Below are 14,802 nucleotides of genomic sequence, written 5' to 3'. Positions count from 1 at the left end.
TCGCGGGCAAAATCCAATTCAAGCGGTCATGATTTCGCTCTAGGACATGGCCTAAAGAATCAATCGGCTCATGACCGCCACGTCCTCCTCAGTCTCCCGCAACGCGCTGGTCATCCTGGCGGTGATCGCCTGCGGGGCCGTGCTCCACGTATTGAGCGACATCTTCACGCCCCTGGCCCTGGCGGCCTTCCTGGCGGTGATGATCGACGGGATGGCGCGCTCGGTCCGCCATCGCGCGCCGTGGCTGCCGTCGGCCTCGGCCCTGCCGATGGCGATCATCGCCGCGGTCGGCCTGTTCGGGGCCTCGGCCTTCATCATCGCCGACAACGCCACCGACTTCTTCGCCCGGCTGGTGGCCTACACCCCCCGCCTCAACGATCTGATCGCCCAGGTGGCCGGCCTGGCCGGCGTGAAGGTGCCGCCGACCGTCGGCCAGCTCTTCATGGAGCTGAACCCCAAGCAGTATCTGGGCGGCCTGGCCCGCGGGCTGCAGGGCTTCGCCTCCAACGCCATCTTCGTGCTGATCTACCTGGGCTTCATCCTGGCCTCGCGCAGCGGCTTCCAGCGCAAGGTGGTGGGCCTGTTCCCGCAATCGTCCGAGCGGCGCGAGGCGGTGGCCGCGTTCCATCGCATCCGCGACGGGGTGGAGCAGTACCTTTGGGTGCAGACCATCACCGGCCTGATGATCGCCGTGGGCTCGTGGATCGTCATGGCCCTGGTCGGCCTGGACAACGCCGTCTTCTGGGCCTTCCTGATCTTCATCGCCTCCTACGTGCCGATCATCGGCGGGGTGATCGGCGTGGCCGCCCCGCCGCTGTTCGCCCTGGTGGAGTTCCCCTCGTTCTGGCCGGCGGTGATCCTGCTGGCGGTGTTGCAGTCCATCCAGTTCGTGGTGGGCAACGTGGTGCAGCCGCGCATGCAGAGCCAGAGCCTGAACATGGACCCGGTGGTCGTGCTGCTGTCCCTGGCCTTCTGGGGCGTGATCTGGGGCCTGCCGGGCATGTTCCTGTCCACGCCGCTCACGGTCATGGCCATGGTGATCCTGGCCCAGTTCGAGGGGGCGCGATGGGTGGCGGTGCTGCTCTCCGCCGACGGCGATCCGCTGGGCCGGACCAGCGAGACGAAAGCCGACGCGCCGCCCGGGGACGAGCCGCCCCGCAAGACGGCTGCATGATCTTCAGTGCGAGGGACTTCAACTTGAGCGCCCGCTTCCTATCTATTGCTCATCCGGTCCCCAACCCGCCGGATGTCTCCACGTCCGCCTTCCGCGACGGCGGACGACACGAGCCCCCCGTGCTCCGCTGTTCCCCCCGCAGCGGAGGCAGGCGCCGCCGGACTCTCTCCTCCGGCGGCGTTCTCGTGCGGGCCGCGGAGACCGGGCCCCGCGGCGTGACGAGGAGCGCGTGATGCGCAAGACCGTTCGCCGCGCGGCCCAATCCGCCCAACCCCTGATCGACGCCTTCCTCGCCCGGCTGGGCGACGAAGCCGACGTCGCCGCCCGCACCTTCATCACCCAGGCCGCCGAGGACGCCTCCCCGGACGAGGCGCCGGAGCTGACCACCGAGGAGCTGGCGGCCAACCTCGCCGACTTCTGGGCCTTCGCCGCCAAGCGCAAGGGCCACGGGCCGATGATGCGCATCGCGCCGGCCATCGGCGGCGAGGAGGCCGCCCTCGACCGCCTGGAGATCGTGCAGGACGACAGCCCGTTCCTGGTGAGCAGCGTCATGGGCGAGATCGCCGCCCAGGGCTTCTCGGTGCGGGCGATGTTCCACCCGCTGCTCGCCGTGAGCCGCGACCGCAAGGGCCAGCGCGCGGCCGACGGGACGCCCCGTCCCGAATCCATGATCCAGGTGATCCTCGAGCGGGTGGGCGCAGACCGCGAGCCGGCGCTCCTCGGCGGCCTGGGCGAGGCCCTGGCCGACGTGCGCGCCGCCGTCGGCGACTTCTCGGCCATGCTCGCCCTGCTCGGCCGCACCATCGCCGAGCTGGAGACCACCGGGCCCAAGACCCGGGTGCGGGCCGAGGACATCGCCTTCCTGACCTGGCTGCAGGACGAGCACTTCGTGCTGCTCGGCGCGCGGGTCTACGAATATCCGCGCCTGGCCGACGGCGGCTACGCCGCCGAGGAACCGCTGTTCCAGCCGCAGGACGGGTTGGGCGTGCTGCGCGACCCCGAGCGCCGGGTGCTGCGCCGCGCCAACGAGCCGGCGCTGCTGACGCCGCAACTGCGCCGGCGCCTGGACCTGGATCCGCCGGTGACGGTGGCCAAGGCCAACCTGCGCTCGCGGGTGCACCGCCGCGCCTACATGGATTACGTCGGGGTCAAGCGCTACGGCGAGGACGGCAAGCCCTGCGGCGAGGTGCGCTTCGTGGGCCTGTTCACCTCCGAGGCCTACGACGAGGCCACCGAGGACATCCCGCTGCTGCGCGCCAAGGTGGCCAATGTGATGGCCCGCGCGGACAAGGCGCCGGGCAGCCACAACGCCAAGCGGCTGCAGAACATCCTGGAGAACTATCCGCGCGACGAGATCTTCCAGATGGACGAGGACGAGCTCCTCGCCCAGTCGCTGGCGGTGCTGCACCTGCTCGACCGGCCCAAGGTGCGCCTGTTCGAACGGCGCGATCCCTACGACCGCTTCGCTTCAGTGCTGCTGTTCGTGCCGCGCGACCGCTACGATTCCGAGCTGCAGGAAAAGGCCGGGCGTCTGCTGGTCGAAGCCTACGGCGGCCGGCTCACGGCGGCCAACCCGGAGTTCTTCGAAGGCCCGCTGGCCAGGATCCACTACATCGTCGGCCTCACGCCGGGATCGCACGCCGAGCCCGACCTGCTGGCGGTGGAAACCCGCATCGTCGAGCTGGCCCGCACCTGGCACGACCGCTTCGAGGCGGCCGTGCGCATGAGCGATCGAACCAGCGAGGAAGTGTCCGAGACCCTCTCGCGCTACGCCGAGGCCTTTTCCGCCGGCTATCGCGACCGCTACGACGCCGCCGAGGCCCTGGCCGACGTTGCCGTGATCGACGACCTGGGACCGGAGGAACAGGTGCACGTGCGCGCCTTCCGCCGGCCCGAGGACTCCGCCGTCCAGTTCCGCTTCAAGCTCTATCGGCGGGGCGAGCCCGCGCCGCTGGCCGACGTGCTGCCGATCCTGGAGCACATGGGCCTGAAGGCCATGGTGGAGACGGGCAACCCGGTGTGCCCGGGCGTGCAGACGCCGGTCTGGGTGCATGAGTTCGAGCTGGTCGACGAGCACGGCGACCATCTGGTCTTCGCCGAGGTGAAGGACGCCTTCGAGGACGCCTTCGCCGCCATCTGGAAGGGCAAGACCGAGAGCGACGGCTTCAACCGGCTGGTGCTGGAGCTGTCGATCTCCTGGCGCGAGGCGGCCCTGATGCGGGCGCTGGCGCGCTATCGCCAGCAGTCCGGCCTGGATCCCTCCCAGCGGGTGCAGGAAGAGGCGCTGGCGGCCCATCCGGGGGTGGCGCGGCTGATCCTGGATCTGTTCCGCACCCGCTTCCACCCGGCGCTGCACGCCGACATCGACGAGCGCAAGCGCCAGAGCCAGGAGGTCCTCGGCGAGATCATCGAGGCGCTGCAGCACGTCGAGAGCCTGGACGACGACCGGGTGCTGCGCCGCATCGCCCTGCTGGTCGCCGCGATCCAGCGCACCAACTTCTACCAGATGGGCGCGGACGGCCGGCCCAAGCCCTACATCAGCTTCAAGGTGGCCTCCGGCGAGCTGGCCGACCTGCCGGCGCCCAAGCCGTTCCGCGAGATCTACGTCTGGGCCACCCACGTGGAGGGCGTGCATCTGCGCTTCGGGCCGGTGGCCCGCGGCGGCCTGCGGTGGTCCGACCGTCGCGACGACTTCCGCACCGAAGTGCTGGCCCTGGCCAAGGCCCAGCAGGTGAAGAACGCGGTGATCGTGCCGGTGGGCTCCAAGGGCGGTTTCTATCCCAAGCAGCTCCCCAAGGGCGGGGCGCCCGACGCCGTCCGAGCCGAGGGCGTGCGCGCCTACACCACCTTCCTGCAGGGGTTGCTGGACATCACCGACAACCTCACCCCCGAGGGCGAGGTGGTGCGCCCCGAGGGCGTGATCGTGCACGACGGCGACGATCCCTATCTGGTGGTCGCCGCCGACAAGGGCACGGCCACCTTCTCCGACATCGCCAACGGGATCGCCCAGTCCTACGGCTTCTGGCTGGACGACGCCTTCGCCTCTGGCGGCTCGGCCGGCTACGACCACAAGGAGATGGGCATCACCGCCCGCGGCGCCTGGGAGGCGGTCAAGCGCCACTTCCGCGAGATGGGCAAGGACATCCAGGCCGAGCCCTTCACCGTCGTGGGCGTGGGCGACATGTCCGGCGACGTGTTCGGCAACGGCATGCTCCTGTCGACCAGGACGCGCCTCCTGGCCGCCTTCGACCACCGCCACATCTTCCTCGACCCCGATCCGGACGAGGCCGCTTCCTACGCCGAGCGCCAGCGCATGTTCGCCCTGCCGCGCTCGTCGTGGGACGACTACGACCGCGCGGCGATCTCGGCCGGCGGCGGCGTGTTTCCGCGCACCCAGAAGTCGATCCCGCTGACGCGCGAGGTGCGCGCGATGCTCGGGGTCGAGGCCGAGACCATGACCCCGGCCGAGCTGATCACCGCGATCCTCAAGGCGCCGGCCGAACTCCTCTACCTGGGCGGCATCGGCACCTATGTGAAAGCCAAGGCCGAATCCAACGCCGAGGTCGGCGACAAGACCAACGACGCGGTGCGGGTCAACGGCCGCGACCTTCGGGTCAAGGTGGTCGGCGAGGGGGCGAACCTGGGGCTCACCCAGGCTGGCCGCATCGAGTTCGCCCTGGCCGGCGGCCGGGTGGAGACCGACGCCATCGATAATTCGGCGGGCGTGGATTCCTCCGACCACGAAGTGAACATCAAGATCCTGACCGGCGCGCTGGAACGCACGGGCGTGCTGACGCGCAAGGCGCGCGACAAGCTTCTGCGCTCGATGGTCGACGACGTGGCCCGCCACGTGCTGGCGCACAACTACGACCAGACCCTGGCGCTCTCGCTGCTGGAGATGGACAGCGCCGGCGAGCTGGAGCCGCAGGCCCGGTTCATGGCCAGGCTGGAATCCCAGGGCAAGCTCGACCGCGTGGTGGAGGGCCTGCCCGACGCCGCGGCGATCGCCGAGCGGGCCAATGCGGGCCTGGGCCTCACTCGTCCTGAGCTGTCGGTGCTGCTGGCCTACGGCAAGATCGAGCTGTTCCGCGACGTGGTGGCCACCAACGCCATCGACGACATCTTCTTCGAACACCTGCTGGACAGCTATTTCCCCAAGCCGCTGCGCAAGTACGCCGAGGCGATCCGCCGCCACCGCCTGCGCCGCGAGATCATCGCCACCATGGTGGCCAACGACGTGGTCAATCGCTGCGGACCGAGCTTCGCCGACCGCCTGATGACGGCCGCCGCCTGCGACGCGCGGGCCTTCATCACCGCCTATGAGGCGGCCAAGGCGGTGCTGGACCTGCCCACCTTGTGGAGCCAGGTCGCCGCCCTGGACGGCCAGATCCCGGCCCATGCGCAGATGCTGCTGTTCCGCAAGCTGTCGGCGGCCCAGCGGGGCCAGACCTTCTGGCTCGCCCGGCGCGCGGCGCGCACCGGCGCCCAGGTCGGGGCCCTGGTGGAGCGCTACGGCGCCGCGCGCGACGTGCTGGGGCCGATGATGCCGGCGATCCTGTCGGATATCGAGCGCGACGCGGTGGAGACCACGACCCGCACCCTCATCGAGGCCGGCGCCCCGGAAAAGCTGGCCCGCGCCGCCGCTGTGATGCAGCCGATGACGGTGACCGCCGACCTGGTGGACATGGCCGACGGCTCGAGCTGGGACCTGGCCGAGGTCGCCCGCCTCTACCACGAGGTCGGCGCGGCCTTCGCCTTCGACCGGCTGCGCGCGGCGGTGGGCGGCTATCGGGCCGGCGACCACTTCGAGCGCACCGCGGTGCGCCGGCTGGTGGAGGACCTGCTGGCCGAGCAGACCGTCCTGACCAAGGCGGTGATGGACTTCGCCGGTAACGCCCAGGCCGGCGAGAGCGCCGAGGCGGCGAGCGCGGCTGTGGCCTCCTGGTCGGCGCTGCGGCGCGAGGCGGTCGACGCGGCCCGACGCACGGTGGAGGAGATCGAGGCGGCCGGCGGCGCCTGGACCTTCGCCAAGCTGACCATCGCCAATGCGGCCCTGCGCGAGCTGGCCTCGACCCCGGCCAAGGGGCGCAAGCGCTAGATCGGGGGCTCTGCGATCGCCACGCCCGAACCCGGCCCGGCGTGGGCCAGCAGCGCCAGCAGATCGTCGCGGGAAAGCGCCACGCAGCCCTCGGTGGGGGCGTAGTCCGGCCGGGCCAGGTGCAGGAAGATCGCCGAGCCCATCGGGCTGACGGGCGGGTCGTCGTTGTGCGCCAGGATCGCCACCAGGTCGTAGACGTGGTCGTCGCGCCACATGGCTTCCGCGCTCGCCGGATAGGGCAGGCGGACGGGGCGGTTGTAGGCCGGATCGCCGGGCGTGTCGCACCAGCCGTCGTGCGGGGCGATGGGCTGGACCGGCAAGCCCGTCTTCGGCGGCGCCTCGCGGTCGGGCCGATAGAGCACGCGCCGGATCGTCCACACCCCCAGCGGCGAGGCGCCGTCGCCCTCGCGTTTGTCCGCGGCGGCGACCACGCCGCCCTTGCCCAGGGCGCAGCGGGTCATCCGATCGCCCAGGTCGAAACGGCCGTCAGCGTAGGCGGTGAAGATCACGCGGTTCGCTCGATTGTCTTTGGCGCCGGGGCGCGACGCGGTGCATGTTCGCCATCATGGCACAACGCAAGACCTTGCTCATCGTCGACGACGACGAAGACCTGCGCGGCGCGCTCGCCGAACAATTGCAGTTGCAGGAAGAATTCGAGGCCGTGGAGGCCGCCAGCGCCGAGGAGGGCCTGCGCATGGCCCGCGAGGCGCGGCCCGACCTGATCCTGCTGGACGTCGACCTGCCCGACATGAACGGCCGCGAGGCTTGCCGCCGGCTGCGCCAGGCCGGCGTCGCCACGCCGGTTATCATGCTTACGGCCGCCGATTCCGACCGCGACACCATCGAGGGCCTCGACGCCGGGGCCAACGACTACGTCACCAAGCCCTTCAAGTTCGCCGTGCTGCTCGCCCGCATCCGCGCCCAGCTGCGCAGCGCCGAGCACGCCGAGGGCGCGGTCTTCCACCTGGGCGGCTACGAATTCCGCCCGGCGGCCAAGATGCTGGTGGACGCCAACCAGAAGAAGATTCGGCTGACGGAAAAAGAGACCAACATCCTGAAGTACCTCTACCGGGCCGGCGAAAAGGCGGTCTCGCGCGAGGAGCTTCTGGCCGAGGTCTGGGGCTACAACGCGGGCGTGACGACCCACACCCTGGAGACCCACGTCTACCGCCTGCGCCAGAAGATCGAGCCCGACCCCGCCAACGCCCGCCTGCTGCTCACCGAGGCGGGAGGCTACCGCCTGGCGCCTTGAGGCGCATGAGTTCCGCCTGGGCGGCGGAAAGGTCGGCCAGGAGCGCGGGGCGGCGCGCGGGCGCGGCGGCGGCCGAGAGCGCCAGCAGCACGCCGTAGCGCATCTCCGCCCGATAGCGCGCCGAGCTCCAGCCCTCGGCCAGCCAGCCCTGGGTGGTCGAGGAGATCACCTGCAATAGGTGGTCGGTGAACGGTCCCGGCGCGATCAGCGGATCGAACTCGGCGGCGGCGGCCTGCACCATCAGTCCCCAGAGGTCCTGACCGAGGGCGCCCATCATCCGGCGCAGCTCCTCGCCGCCGGCGGTGACCATGGCGTGGTAGAGGCCCCGGTAGAAGGCCGGCTCGGCGCCGTAGTGCTCGGTGACCAGCATCGCCGCGGCGACCACGCGGCCCAGCCCCGGCGGCGCGTCGAGCGATTCCATCCGTATGCGGAATGCGTCGAACTCCTGTTCGACGATGGCCTCCAGCACCCGCGTGCGCGGGCCCACCAGGTTGTAGGGGGTGGCGGGGCTGACCCCTGCGCGGATCGCCAGCGCGGTCATGGAGAAGCCGGCCTCGCCGCTGTCGCCGATCAGCGCGCGGGCGGCGGCGATGATGCGCGCCCGGCGTTCGGCCTTTCCGGTGAGGGCCGGCGCGGGCGCCTCGGCGAGGGTCGAAGCGTTCATCGTGGACAAGCATAGCCGACGGATTTATAGGGGTCTATAAATTCTCGCGCATAGAACGACGATCCTGGGGAGGAACGCGGTGATGGCGATGCTGGACGGGGGCGAGCTGCTCGCCCGGACCCTGAAACAGGCGGGGGTGGACGAGATCTTCGCCCTGCACGGCGGCCACCTGGAATCGCTGTTCCAGGGCTGCGTGAACAACCAGATCCGGCTCACCGACACCCGCCACGAGGCCGCCGCCGGCCATGCCGCGGACGGCTACGCGCGCACCACCGGCAGGCTGGGCGTTTGCGTGGTCACCGCCGGGCCGGGCTTCGCCAACGCGGTGACGGCGATCCTCAACGCCCAGCTCGACGCCTCGCCGACCCTGTTCATCGTCGGCGCCCCGCCCCTGCGCGAGGCCGAGACCAACCCCCTGCAGGGCGGCTTCGACCAGATGGCGATGATCGCCCCGGCCGCGAAGTGGGCGCACCGGGTCACCAATCCCGAACGCATTCCCGTGCTCGCCGCCCAGGCCGTGCGCACGGCCACCACCGGCCGGCCGGGCGCGGTGGTGCTGGAGCTGCCGGTGGACGTCCTGCACATGCCGGTCGATCCAGCGGACGTGTGGCCGGCCCACGGCCTGCCCAGGGGCCGGCCCCGGCCCTCGCCCTCGCCGGCCGAGGCCGCGCGGGTGGTCGAATTCCTGGCCGGCGCCGAGCGGCCGGCGATCATGATCGGCGGCGGCGCGCGCCTGTCCGACTGCGGCGAGGCCCTGAGGCGCTTCGTCGAGCAGGCGGGCGTCCCGGTGGTCGCCAACACCCGCGCCAGGGGCCTTCTGCCGCCGGACCATCCGTTGAACGCCGGCGCCTTCGCCACCCTGGGCGTAGCCGCGGCGCTGAAGGGGCTGAAGGCGGATCGGGTGCTGCTGCTCGGCGCGCGGCTCGGCCTGCTCACCGGCGGGCGCTCGCCGGGAATGCTCGGCGCCGACGTGCGCCTGGCCCAGGTGGACATCGAGCCGGAGGAGATCGGCCGGGTGCGCGACGTTGAGATCGCCGTCTGCGCCGACGCCGGCTCGGCGCTGGAAGCCTTCGCCGCGGCCGCCGAGGGACGAAGCTGGCCGGACTGGTCCGCGTGGGCCGGGACCCTGGCGGCCCTGCGCCACGCCGATCAGATGATGTTCGCCGCCGCCGACCCTGCCGCCCCGCTGATGCACCCCTACCTCGCCGGCAAGGCGCTGGTGGAGGCCGCGCAGGCCCAATCGCGCGATCCGATCTTCGTGCTCGACGGCGGCGAGGCGGCGGGCTGGGCCGAATACCACATCCGCGCCCAGCGGCCGGGCTCGATCCTCGGCCACGGCTACCTCGGCTGCCTGGGCATCGGCCCGGGCATGGCGATCGGCGCCCAGCGCGCCTTCCCCGACCGGCGCGTGATCCACGTCACCGGCGACGGGGCGGTCGGCTTCCATATCCAGGAGTTCGACACCATGGTGCGGCACGGCCTGCCGATCGTGACCGTGATCCTGAACAACCAGGTCTGGGGCATGTCGATCCACGGCCAGGACGCCATGTACGGCCCGAACCGCCGGGTGATCACCGAACTGGCCGACACCGCCTACGACTCCGTCGCCGCCGCCTTCGGCTGCCACGCCGAGCGGGTGGAGGCCCTGAGCGAACTGCCGGCGGCCATGGAAAGGGCGCTCGCCTCCGGCCGGCCGGCGTGCCTGAACGTGATGGTCGACGGCGCGCCCGTGCTGCCCGCCACCCTGGCCCTGCTCGGCGGGGCCGGCGGCGGCGAGGACGAGATCGTCATCCCCTACTATGAGAATATTCCAAGGCGGCGCACGCCGGTGGGAGCCTGAACATGACGTCTTTTCACGACAGGGCGACGGTCGTCACCGGCGGCGCTTCCGGCATCGGCGCGGCCACCGTGCGGCGGCTGGCGGCCGGCGGCGCCAAGGTGCTGATCTGCGACCTCAACGCCGAGGCGGGCGCGGCCCTGGCGCACGAGGTCGGCGGCGGCGCGCGCTTCCGCCAGGTCGACGTGGCCGATCCGGCGCAGATCGAGGCCATGGTCGCCGAGGCCGACGCCGCCTACGGCCGCCTCGACATCCTGATCAACAACGCCGGGATCGGCAGCTTCGGCGAGACGCCGGACATGGCGCCGGAGCTGTGGCGCCAGGTGATGGCCGTCGACCTGGACGCGGTGTTCCACGCCTGCCGCTTCGCCATTCCGCTGATGAAGCGCGGCGGGGGCGGGGCGATCGTCAACACCGCCTCGATCTCCGGCCTCTTCGGCGACTACGGCTTTTCCGCCTACAACGCGGCCAAGGCCGGCGTGATCAACTACACCCGCACGCTCGCCATCGACCACGCCAAGGACGCCATCCGGGTCAACGCCCTGTGTCCCGGCCTGATCGACACCCCGCTCACGGCGGGCCTGAAGGCGATCCAGGGGCTGGAGCAGCACTGGACCGGGCTGATCCCCATGGGCCGCGCCGGCAAGCCGGACGAGATGGCCGCGGTGATCTGCTTCCTGGCGTCTGACGAGGCCTCCTACGTGACCGGCTCGATCGTCGTCGCCGACGGCGGCGTGACCGCCCACACCGGCCAGCCGCAGTTCACGAAGCTGATGGGCTAGGGGCGGCGCCTGGGTTTGAATCTCCTCCCCTTCTGGGGGAGGTGTCGGCGTAGCCGACGGAGGGGGACCGTGACTCGCAGTCCCCCTCAGTCCCTTCGGGACAGCTCCCCCAGAGGGGGAGCATCTAAAGCCGCGCGGGCCAATCGGCTCGTTGCGAGGCGTCGGGCTGGATGGCCCGGACAGGCCCGGCCGTGACGGAGAGAACTGAGGAAGCTCGGCTTGGGTCCCCCGGATCGGCCGGCGGCCGACCGGAGGATGACGGGCTGGCCTAGACCACCAAATCCGCCGTGACCGGGGCGTGGTCGCTGGGGCGTTCCCAGGCGCGCACGTCGTCGTGCACGCGGGCGGCCGAGCCGGCCGCGCGGAAGGCGCCCTCCAGGCCGGGCGTGACCCAGATGTGATCGAGCCGCAGGCCGCGGTTGGAGGCGCGGAAGTCGGCGGCGCGGTAGCTCCACCAGGAGAACAGCCGCTCCGGCTCCGGCGTCGTCTCCCGCGCCAGATCCAGGAAGCCCAGCGAGGCCTTCAGCTTCTCCATCGCCGCCACCTCCACCGGGGTGTGGCTGACGATCTTGGACATGTGCTTGTGACTCCAGACGTCGTGCTCGCCGGGCGCGACGTTGAGGTCGCCGACGATGGCCAGCGGCGCCTTGGGGTCGCGCCGGCCCATCTCGGCCGTCAGCTTCTCGAAGAAGTCGAGCTTGTGGTCGAACTTGGGGTTCTCGGCCCGGTCGGGCGTGTCGCCGCCGGCCGGCACGTAGAAGTTCTGGATCTCCACCCCGGCCACCTTGGCCGAGACGCAACGGGCGTGGCCCTCGCGGCAGACGTCTAGCGCGGGTGCGTCCTCGATCGGCAGGCGCGAGGCGATGGCCACCCCGTGCCAGCCCTTCTGGCCGGCGATCCTCAGGTGGCGCAGGCCGACCGCCTCGAAAGCCTCGCGCGGGAACTCCTCCTCCCGGCACTTGATCTCCTGCAGGCACAGAACGTCGGGAGCTTGTTCCTCCACGAAGCGGGCCACGTGGTCGGCCCGAAGGCGCACGGAATTGACGTTCCAGGTCGCGAGGCGAAGACGCATGAGCCCTTGTAGTCGGGGGTTTCGCGGAGGGGGAGGGGGCGCAAGAAAAAACGCCCGGGCACTGGAGAAGCCCGGGCGTAAAGGTTGTCTCTCATGCCGCCGCCGGGAGGGGATAGGTTCCGGCACGGGGGTCCGCCGACGCAACGTCGTCGCGTCAGCGGCATGCGTGTCATTAATGCCACGCACGGCAGAAAAGTCAAGAGGAAAAAGCGTTAACGCTTGCCTGTTGTGAGATTGTCACATCTTGGCCCGGCCGGGATTCAGGTTCCGCGGGTCCTTGAGCACGAACAGCGACGGCGCCAGTCCCGAGGTTTTCTCCAGCTTGGTCAGGCGGATGCGGGTCGACTGGCCCTGGGCGTCGGTCACGGTCCATCCGGCCAGACGCAGGGGCGCGTCGTTGAAGTCGAGCACGATCTGGCCCTCGGCCTGCTTCTTGCCGTCCTTGGCCGTGATCGAGAAGCCGTCGGAAAGGCGCGAGACCCGGCTGATCACCACGCCGCGGTCCAGGCGGATCTGCCGCGCCAGGAACAGCGACAGCGGCGTGGCCATCAACGGATAGCTCTCGAAGGTCTTCAGCTTGGAGTTGGCGATCGAGACGCGGCCCCCGTCGGAGACCACCAGCAGGCCGGCGGGCGGGTCGTAGTCGAAGCGCGCCTTGCCGGGGCGCTTCATATAGAGGGCCCCTTCGCTCACCGAGCCGTTGGGCGCGATCTGCATGAACCGGCCCTTGGCCTCGGACAGGCCCTCCAGATAGGCGACGGCGCGATCCACCAGGGCCTGGTCATCGGCCGAAAGGCCCTGGGCCAGGGCGCGCGTGGCGGTCAGCACGGGGGCGGAAAGGGCTGCGACGCCCAGCGCCAGGGCGCCGCGCCGCGTCAGGGAAGTCATGAGCCGGGCTCTCCTTTCGGCCAGCAGCACTACGCGACGGGCTTGTCGTCAATAGGGCGCAGATAGGGCGCGCTCATCCGGGACGCCACGGGGGCCTCGTCGTCGCCCGGCTCGTCCGGGCGATCCAAGCGGCGTTTCAGCTTGGGTCCCCCGGACCACCGCTGGCGGCGGCCGGAGGATGACGAAGAGGGTGCAATCCTCCCAGGCGCTCGCGGGACTGAAAGACTGGGACACGCAAGTTGAGTTCCCTGCGCGTCAAGCCGGGCCTATGGCGAAGCCATGCATATCGCCCAGTCCCCCCTCGCCGACCCGCTGATCCACCCGACCGCCGTCATCGCCCCCGGCGCCGTGATCGGCGAAGGCGTGCGCATCGGCCCCTACGCCGTGATCGGCCCGAAGGTCCGCATGGGCCGCGACAACGAGGTGGGGCCGCACGCGGTGATCGACGGCGACACCGTGATTGGCGACCGCAACCGCTTCCACCAGGGCGCGGCCGTGGGCGGCGCGCCGCAGCATGACGCCTGGACCGGCGGCGACGCCCCCCTCGTCATCGGCGACGACAACGTGGTGCGCGAGTTCGCCACCCTCCACGGCGGGGTGCTGGCGCCCACCCGGGTCGGCTCGCGCAACCTGTTCATGACCGGCTCGCACGTGGCCCACGACTGCGTGATCGGCGACGACGTGCACATGGCCAACGCCGCCACCCTGGCGGGCCACGTGACCATCGGCGACCACGCCTGGGTGAGCGGGCTCTGCGCCATCCACCAGCATTGCCGGATCGGCGACTACGCCTTCGTGGCGGGCGGGGCGATCGTCGTGCAGGACGTCGCGCCCTTCTGCCTGGTGCAGGGCGACCGGGCCAAGCTGGTCTCGCTCAACACCACCGGCCTGAAGCGCGCCGGCTTCAAGAACGCCCAGATCCTGGAGCTGCGCCGCGCCTTCCGCACCCTGTTCGCCGACGCCGCGCCGATGGCCGAGCGCATCGCCGCGGTCGAGGCCTGGGCGGGCGATGAAGGGGCCGTGCGCCAGCTCGTGGACTTCCTGAAGGCCGACGGCCGCGGGTCCATCACCACTCTTCGCCGCAAGAGCGCCCGCGCCGCGGCTTGAGAAATTCGCCGCCGGCCCATTGAATTCCCCACGGTCAGGTCGGGCTGCTAGACGCCGGACCGAACGAAGGCGCCCGCGCCGGGGGAGACGAAACATGGAAGAGCGGATCAAGGTCGAGGTGTCGAACGGCGTCGCCGACGTGCGCATGGTGCGCGTCGACAAGATGAACGCCCTGGACGACGCCATGTTCAGCGCGCTGATCGAGACCGGCGAGGCGCTGAAGACGCGCAAGGACGTGCGCGCGGTGGTGCTGTCGGGCGAGGGCCGGGCCTTCTGCGCCGGGCTCGACATGAGCAACTTCGGCAAGATGGCCTCGGGCGAGCGCAAGGGCGGCGCCGGCATCGTCGCCACCCCGCGCACCCCCGCCGGCGCCAACCACGCCCAGCAGGCGGTCTATGTCTGGCGCGAGATTCCGGTCCCGGTGATCGGCGCGATCCACGGTGTGGCGCTGGGCGGCGGCTTCCAGTTGGCCCTCGGCCCGGAGATCCGCTTCGTCCACCCCGAAACCAAGATGGCCGTGCTGGAGATCAAGTGGGGCCTGGTGCCCGACATGGCCGGCCTGGTGCTGATGAAGGGGATCCTGCGCGACGACGTGGCGCGCGAGCTCACCTACACCGGCCGCATCTTCACCGGCGAGGAGGCCTTCAAGCTGGGCCTGGCCACCCGCGTGTGCGAGGACCCGCGCGCCGAGGCCCTGGCCCTGGCCGCCGAGATCGCCGGCAAGAACCCGGACGCGATCCGCGCCGGCAAGCGCCTGTTGAACCTGGCCGCCTCGGGCGCCGGCGACGCGGCGATCTTCAAGGCCGAGAGCGCCGAGCAGGGCGCCCTGATCGGCTCGCCGAACCAGGTCGAGGCCGTGAAGTCGAACATGGAAAGGCGCGCGGCGGTCTACGCCGACTAGCAGCCTCTGGCGTTGCGGGCCGGGCCG

At 71.0% G+C, this 14,802-nt stretch carries 11 protein-coding genes; 7 read left to right on the top strand and 4 right to left on the bottom strand.

Features of this window, described 5'->3' with window-relative positions; genetic code table 11:
- Positions 1-70: 70 nt before the first annotated feature.
- The gene (locus ACE3TA_RS14920) at positions 71-1,174 is read left to right on the top strand and encodes an AI-2E family transporter (protein WP_374575076.1); all 1,104 of its coding nucleotides are present in this window, start codon (positions 71-73) and stop codon (positions 1,172-1,174) included.
- A 232-nt stretch (positions 1,175-1,406) separates the two neighbouring features.
- Positions 1,407-6,272, top strand: a complete 4,866-nt coding sequence (locus ACE3TA_RS14915; protein WP_374575074.1) for an NAD-glutamate dehydrogenase — start codon at positions 1,407-1,409, stop codon at positions 6,270-6,272.
- Here the strand turns inward: ACE3TA_RS14915 and ACE3TA_RS14910 are convergent.
- Positions 6,269-6,781: a L,D-transpeptidase gene (locus tag ACE3TA_RS14910; protein WP_374575072.1), complete on the bottom strand. Its 513-nt coding sequence runs from the start codon at positions 6,779-6,781 to the stop codon at positions 6,269-6,271. The genes ACE3TA_RS14915 and ACE3TA_RS14910 overlap by 4 nt on opposite strands.
- A 56-nt stretch (positions 6,782-6,837) precedes the next feature.
- Between ACE3TA_RS14910 and ACE3TA_RS14905 the strand changes: the two genes are divergently transcribed.
- Positions 6,838-7,524 (top strand): response regulator transcription factor, encoded by a 687-nt coding sequence (locus tag ACE3TA_RS14905; RefSeq protein WP_374575461.1) that lies wholly within the window; start codon positions 6,838-6,840, stop codon positions 7,522-7,524.
- On the opposite strand, the gene ACE3TA_RS14900 is transcribed toward ACE3TA_RS14905, so the two are convergent.
- Positions 7,490-8,188: a TetR/AcrR family transcriptional regulator gene (locus ACE3TA_RS14900; RefSeq protein ID WP_374575070.1), complete on the bottom strand. Its 699-nt coding sequence runs from the start codon at positions 8,186-8,188 to the stop codon at positions 7,490-7,492. The genes ACE3TA_RS14905 and ACE3TA_RS14900 overlap by 35 nt on opposite strands.
- A gap of 82 nt (positions 8,189-8,270) precedes the next feature.
- Here ACE3TA_RS14900 and ACE3TA_RS14895 point away from each other — a divergent pair, with 82 nt between their 5' ends.
- Positions 8,271-10,028 (top strand): thiamine pyrophosphate-binding protein, encoded by a 1,758-nt coding sequence (locus tag ACE3TA_RS14895; RefSeq protein WP_374575068.1) that lies wholly within the window; start codon positions 8,271-8,273, stop codon positions 10,026-10,028.
- A 2-nt stretch (positions 10,029-10,030) separates the two neighbouring features.
- The gene (locus tag ACE3TA_RS14890; protein ID WP_374575066.1) at positions 10,031-10,807 is read left to right on the top strand and encodes an SDR family NAD(P)-dependent oxidoreductase; all 777 of its coding nucleotides are present in this window, start codon (positions 10,031-10,033) and stop codon (positions 10,805-10,807) included.
- A gap of 268 nt (positions 10,808-11,075) precedes the next feature.
- Here ACE3TA_RS14890 and xth read toward each other — a convergent pair whose 3' ends face one another.
- Both xth and ACE3TA_RS14880 read right to left on the bottom strand, forming a co-directional pair.
- Positions 11,076-11,879, bottom strand: coding sequence for an exodeoxyribonuclease III (xth, locus tag ACE3TA_RS14885; RefSeq protein WP_374575064.1), 804 nt, complete (start codon positions 11,877-11,879; stop codon positions 11,076-11,078).
- A 237-nt stretch (positions 11,880-12,116) separates the two neighbouring features.
- A complete protein-coding gene (locus ACE3TA_RS14880; protein ID WP_374575062.1) occupies positions 12,117-12,767 on the bottom strand; it encodes an outer membrane lipoprotein carrier protein LolA in 651 nt (216 codons plus the stop codon).
- Positions 12,768-13,046: 279 nt separating this feature from the next.
- Here ACE3TA_RS14880 and lpxA point away from each other — a divergent pair, with 279 nt between their 5' ends.
- Positions 13,047-13,874 (top strand): acyl-ACP--UDP-N-acetylglucosamine O-acyltransferase, encoded by an 828-nt coding sequence (gene lpxA / locus ACE3TA_RS14875; protein ID WP_374575059.1) that lies wholly within the window; start codon positions 13,047-13,049, stop codon positions 13,872-13,874.
- Positions 13,875-13,968: 94 nt separating this feature from the next.
- Entirely contained in the window at positions 13,969-14,775 is an 807-nt protein-coding gene (locus ACE3TA_RS14870; RefSeq protein ID WP_374575057.1) for a crotonase/enoyl-CoA hydratase family protein, read from the top strand.
- Positions 14,776-14,802 lie beyond the last annotated feature (27 nt).

The sequence above is a fragment of the Phenylobacterium sp. genome (assembly GCF_041916435.1).
GTDB lineage: Bacteria > Pseudomonadota > Alphaproteobacteria > Caulobacterales > Caulobacteraceae > Phenylobacterium.
Note: the sequence above shows the minus strand (reverse complement) of the source record. Positions and strands in the feature narration are given on the sequence as shown.

What these genes read in the sequence shown, in the direction of transcription:
- ACE3TA_RS14905 (WP_374575461.1), top strand. Translation starts at nt 6,838, where the DNA reads ATGGCACAACGCAAGACCTTGCTCATCGTCGACGACGACGAAGACCTG.
- lpxA (WP_374575059.1), top strand. Translation starts at nt 13,047, where the DNA reads ATGCATATCGCCCAGTCCCCCCTCGCCGACCCGCTGATCCACCCGACC.
- ACE3TA_RS14880 (WP_374575062.1), bottom strand. Translation starts at nt 12,767, where the DNA reads ATGACTTCCCTGACGCGGCGCGGCGCCCTGGCGCTGGGCGTCGCAGCC.
- ACE3TA_RS14915 (WP_374575074.1), top strand. Translation starts at nt 1,407, where the DNA reads ATGCGCAAGACCGTTCGCCGCGCGGCCCAATCCGCCCAACCCCTGATC.
- xth (WP_374575064.1), bottom strand. Translation starts at nt 11,879, where the DNA reads ATGCGTCTTCGCCTCGCGACCTGGAACGTCAATTCCGTGCGCCTTCGG.
- ACE3TA_RS14900 (WP_374575070.1), bottom strand. Translation starts at nt 8,188, where the DNA reads ATGAACGCTTCGACCCTCGCCGAGGCGCCCGCGCCGGCCCTCACCGGA.
- ACE3TA_RS14870 (WP_374575057.1), top strand. Translation starts at nt 13,969, where the DNA reads ATGGAAGAGCGGATCAAGGTCGAGGTGTCGAACGGCGTCGCCGACGTG.
- ACE3TA_RS14895 (WP_374575068.1), top strand. Translation starts at nt 8,271, where the DNA reads ATGGCGATGCTGGACGGGGGCGAGCTGCTCGCCCGGACCCTGAAACAG.
- ACE3TA_RS14890 (WP_374575066.1), top strand. Translation starts at nt 10,031, where the DNA reads ATGACGTCTTTTCACGACAGGGCGACGGTCGTCACCGGCGGCGCTTCC.
- ACE3TA_RS14920 (WP_374575076.1), top strand. Translation starts at nt 71, where the DNA reads ATGACCGCCACGTCCTCCTCAGTCTCCCGCAACGCGCTGGTCATCCTG.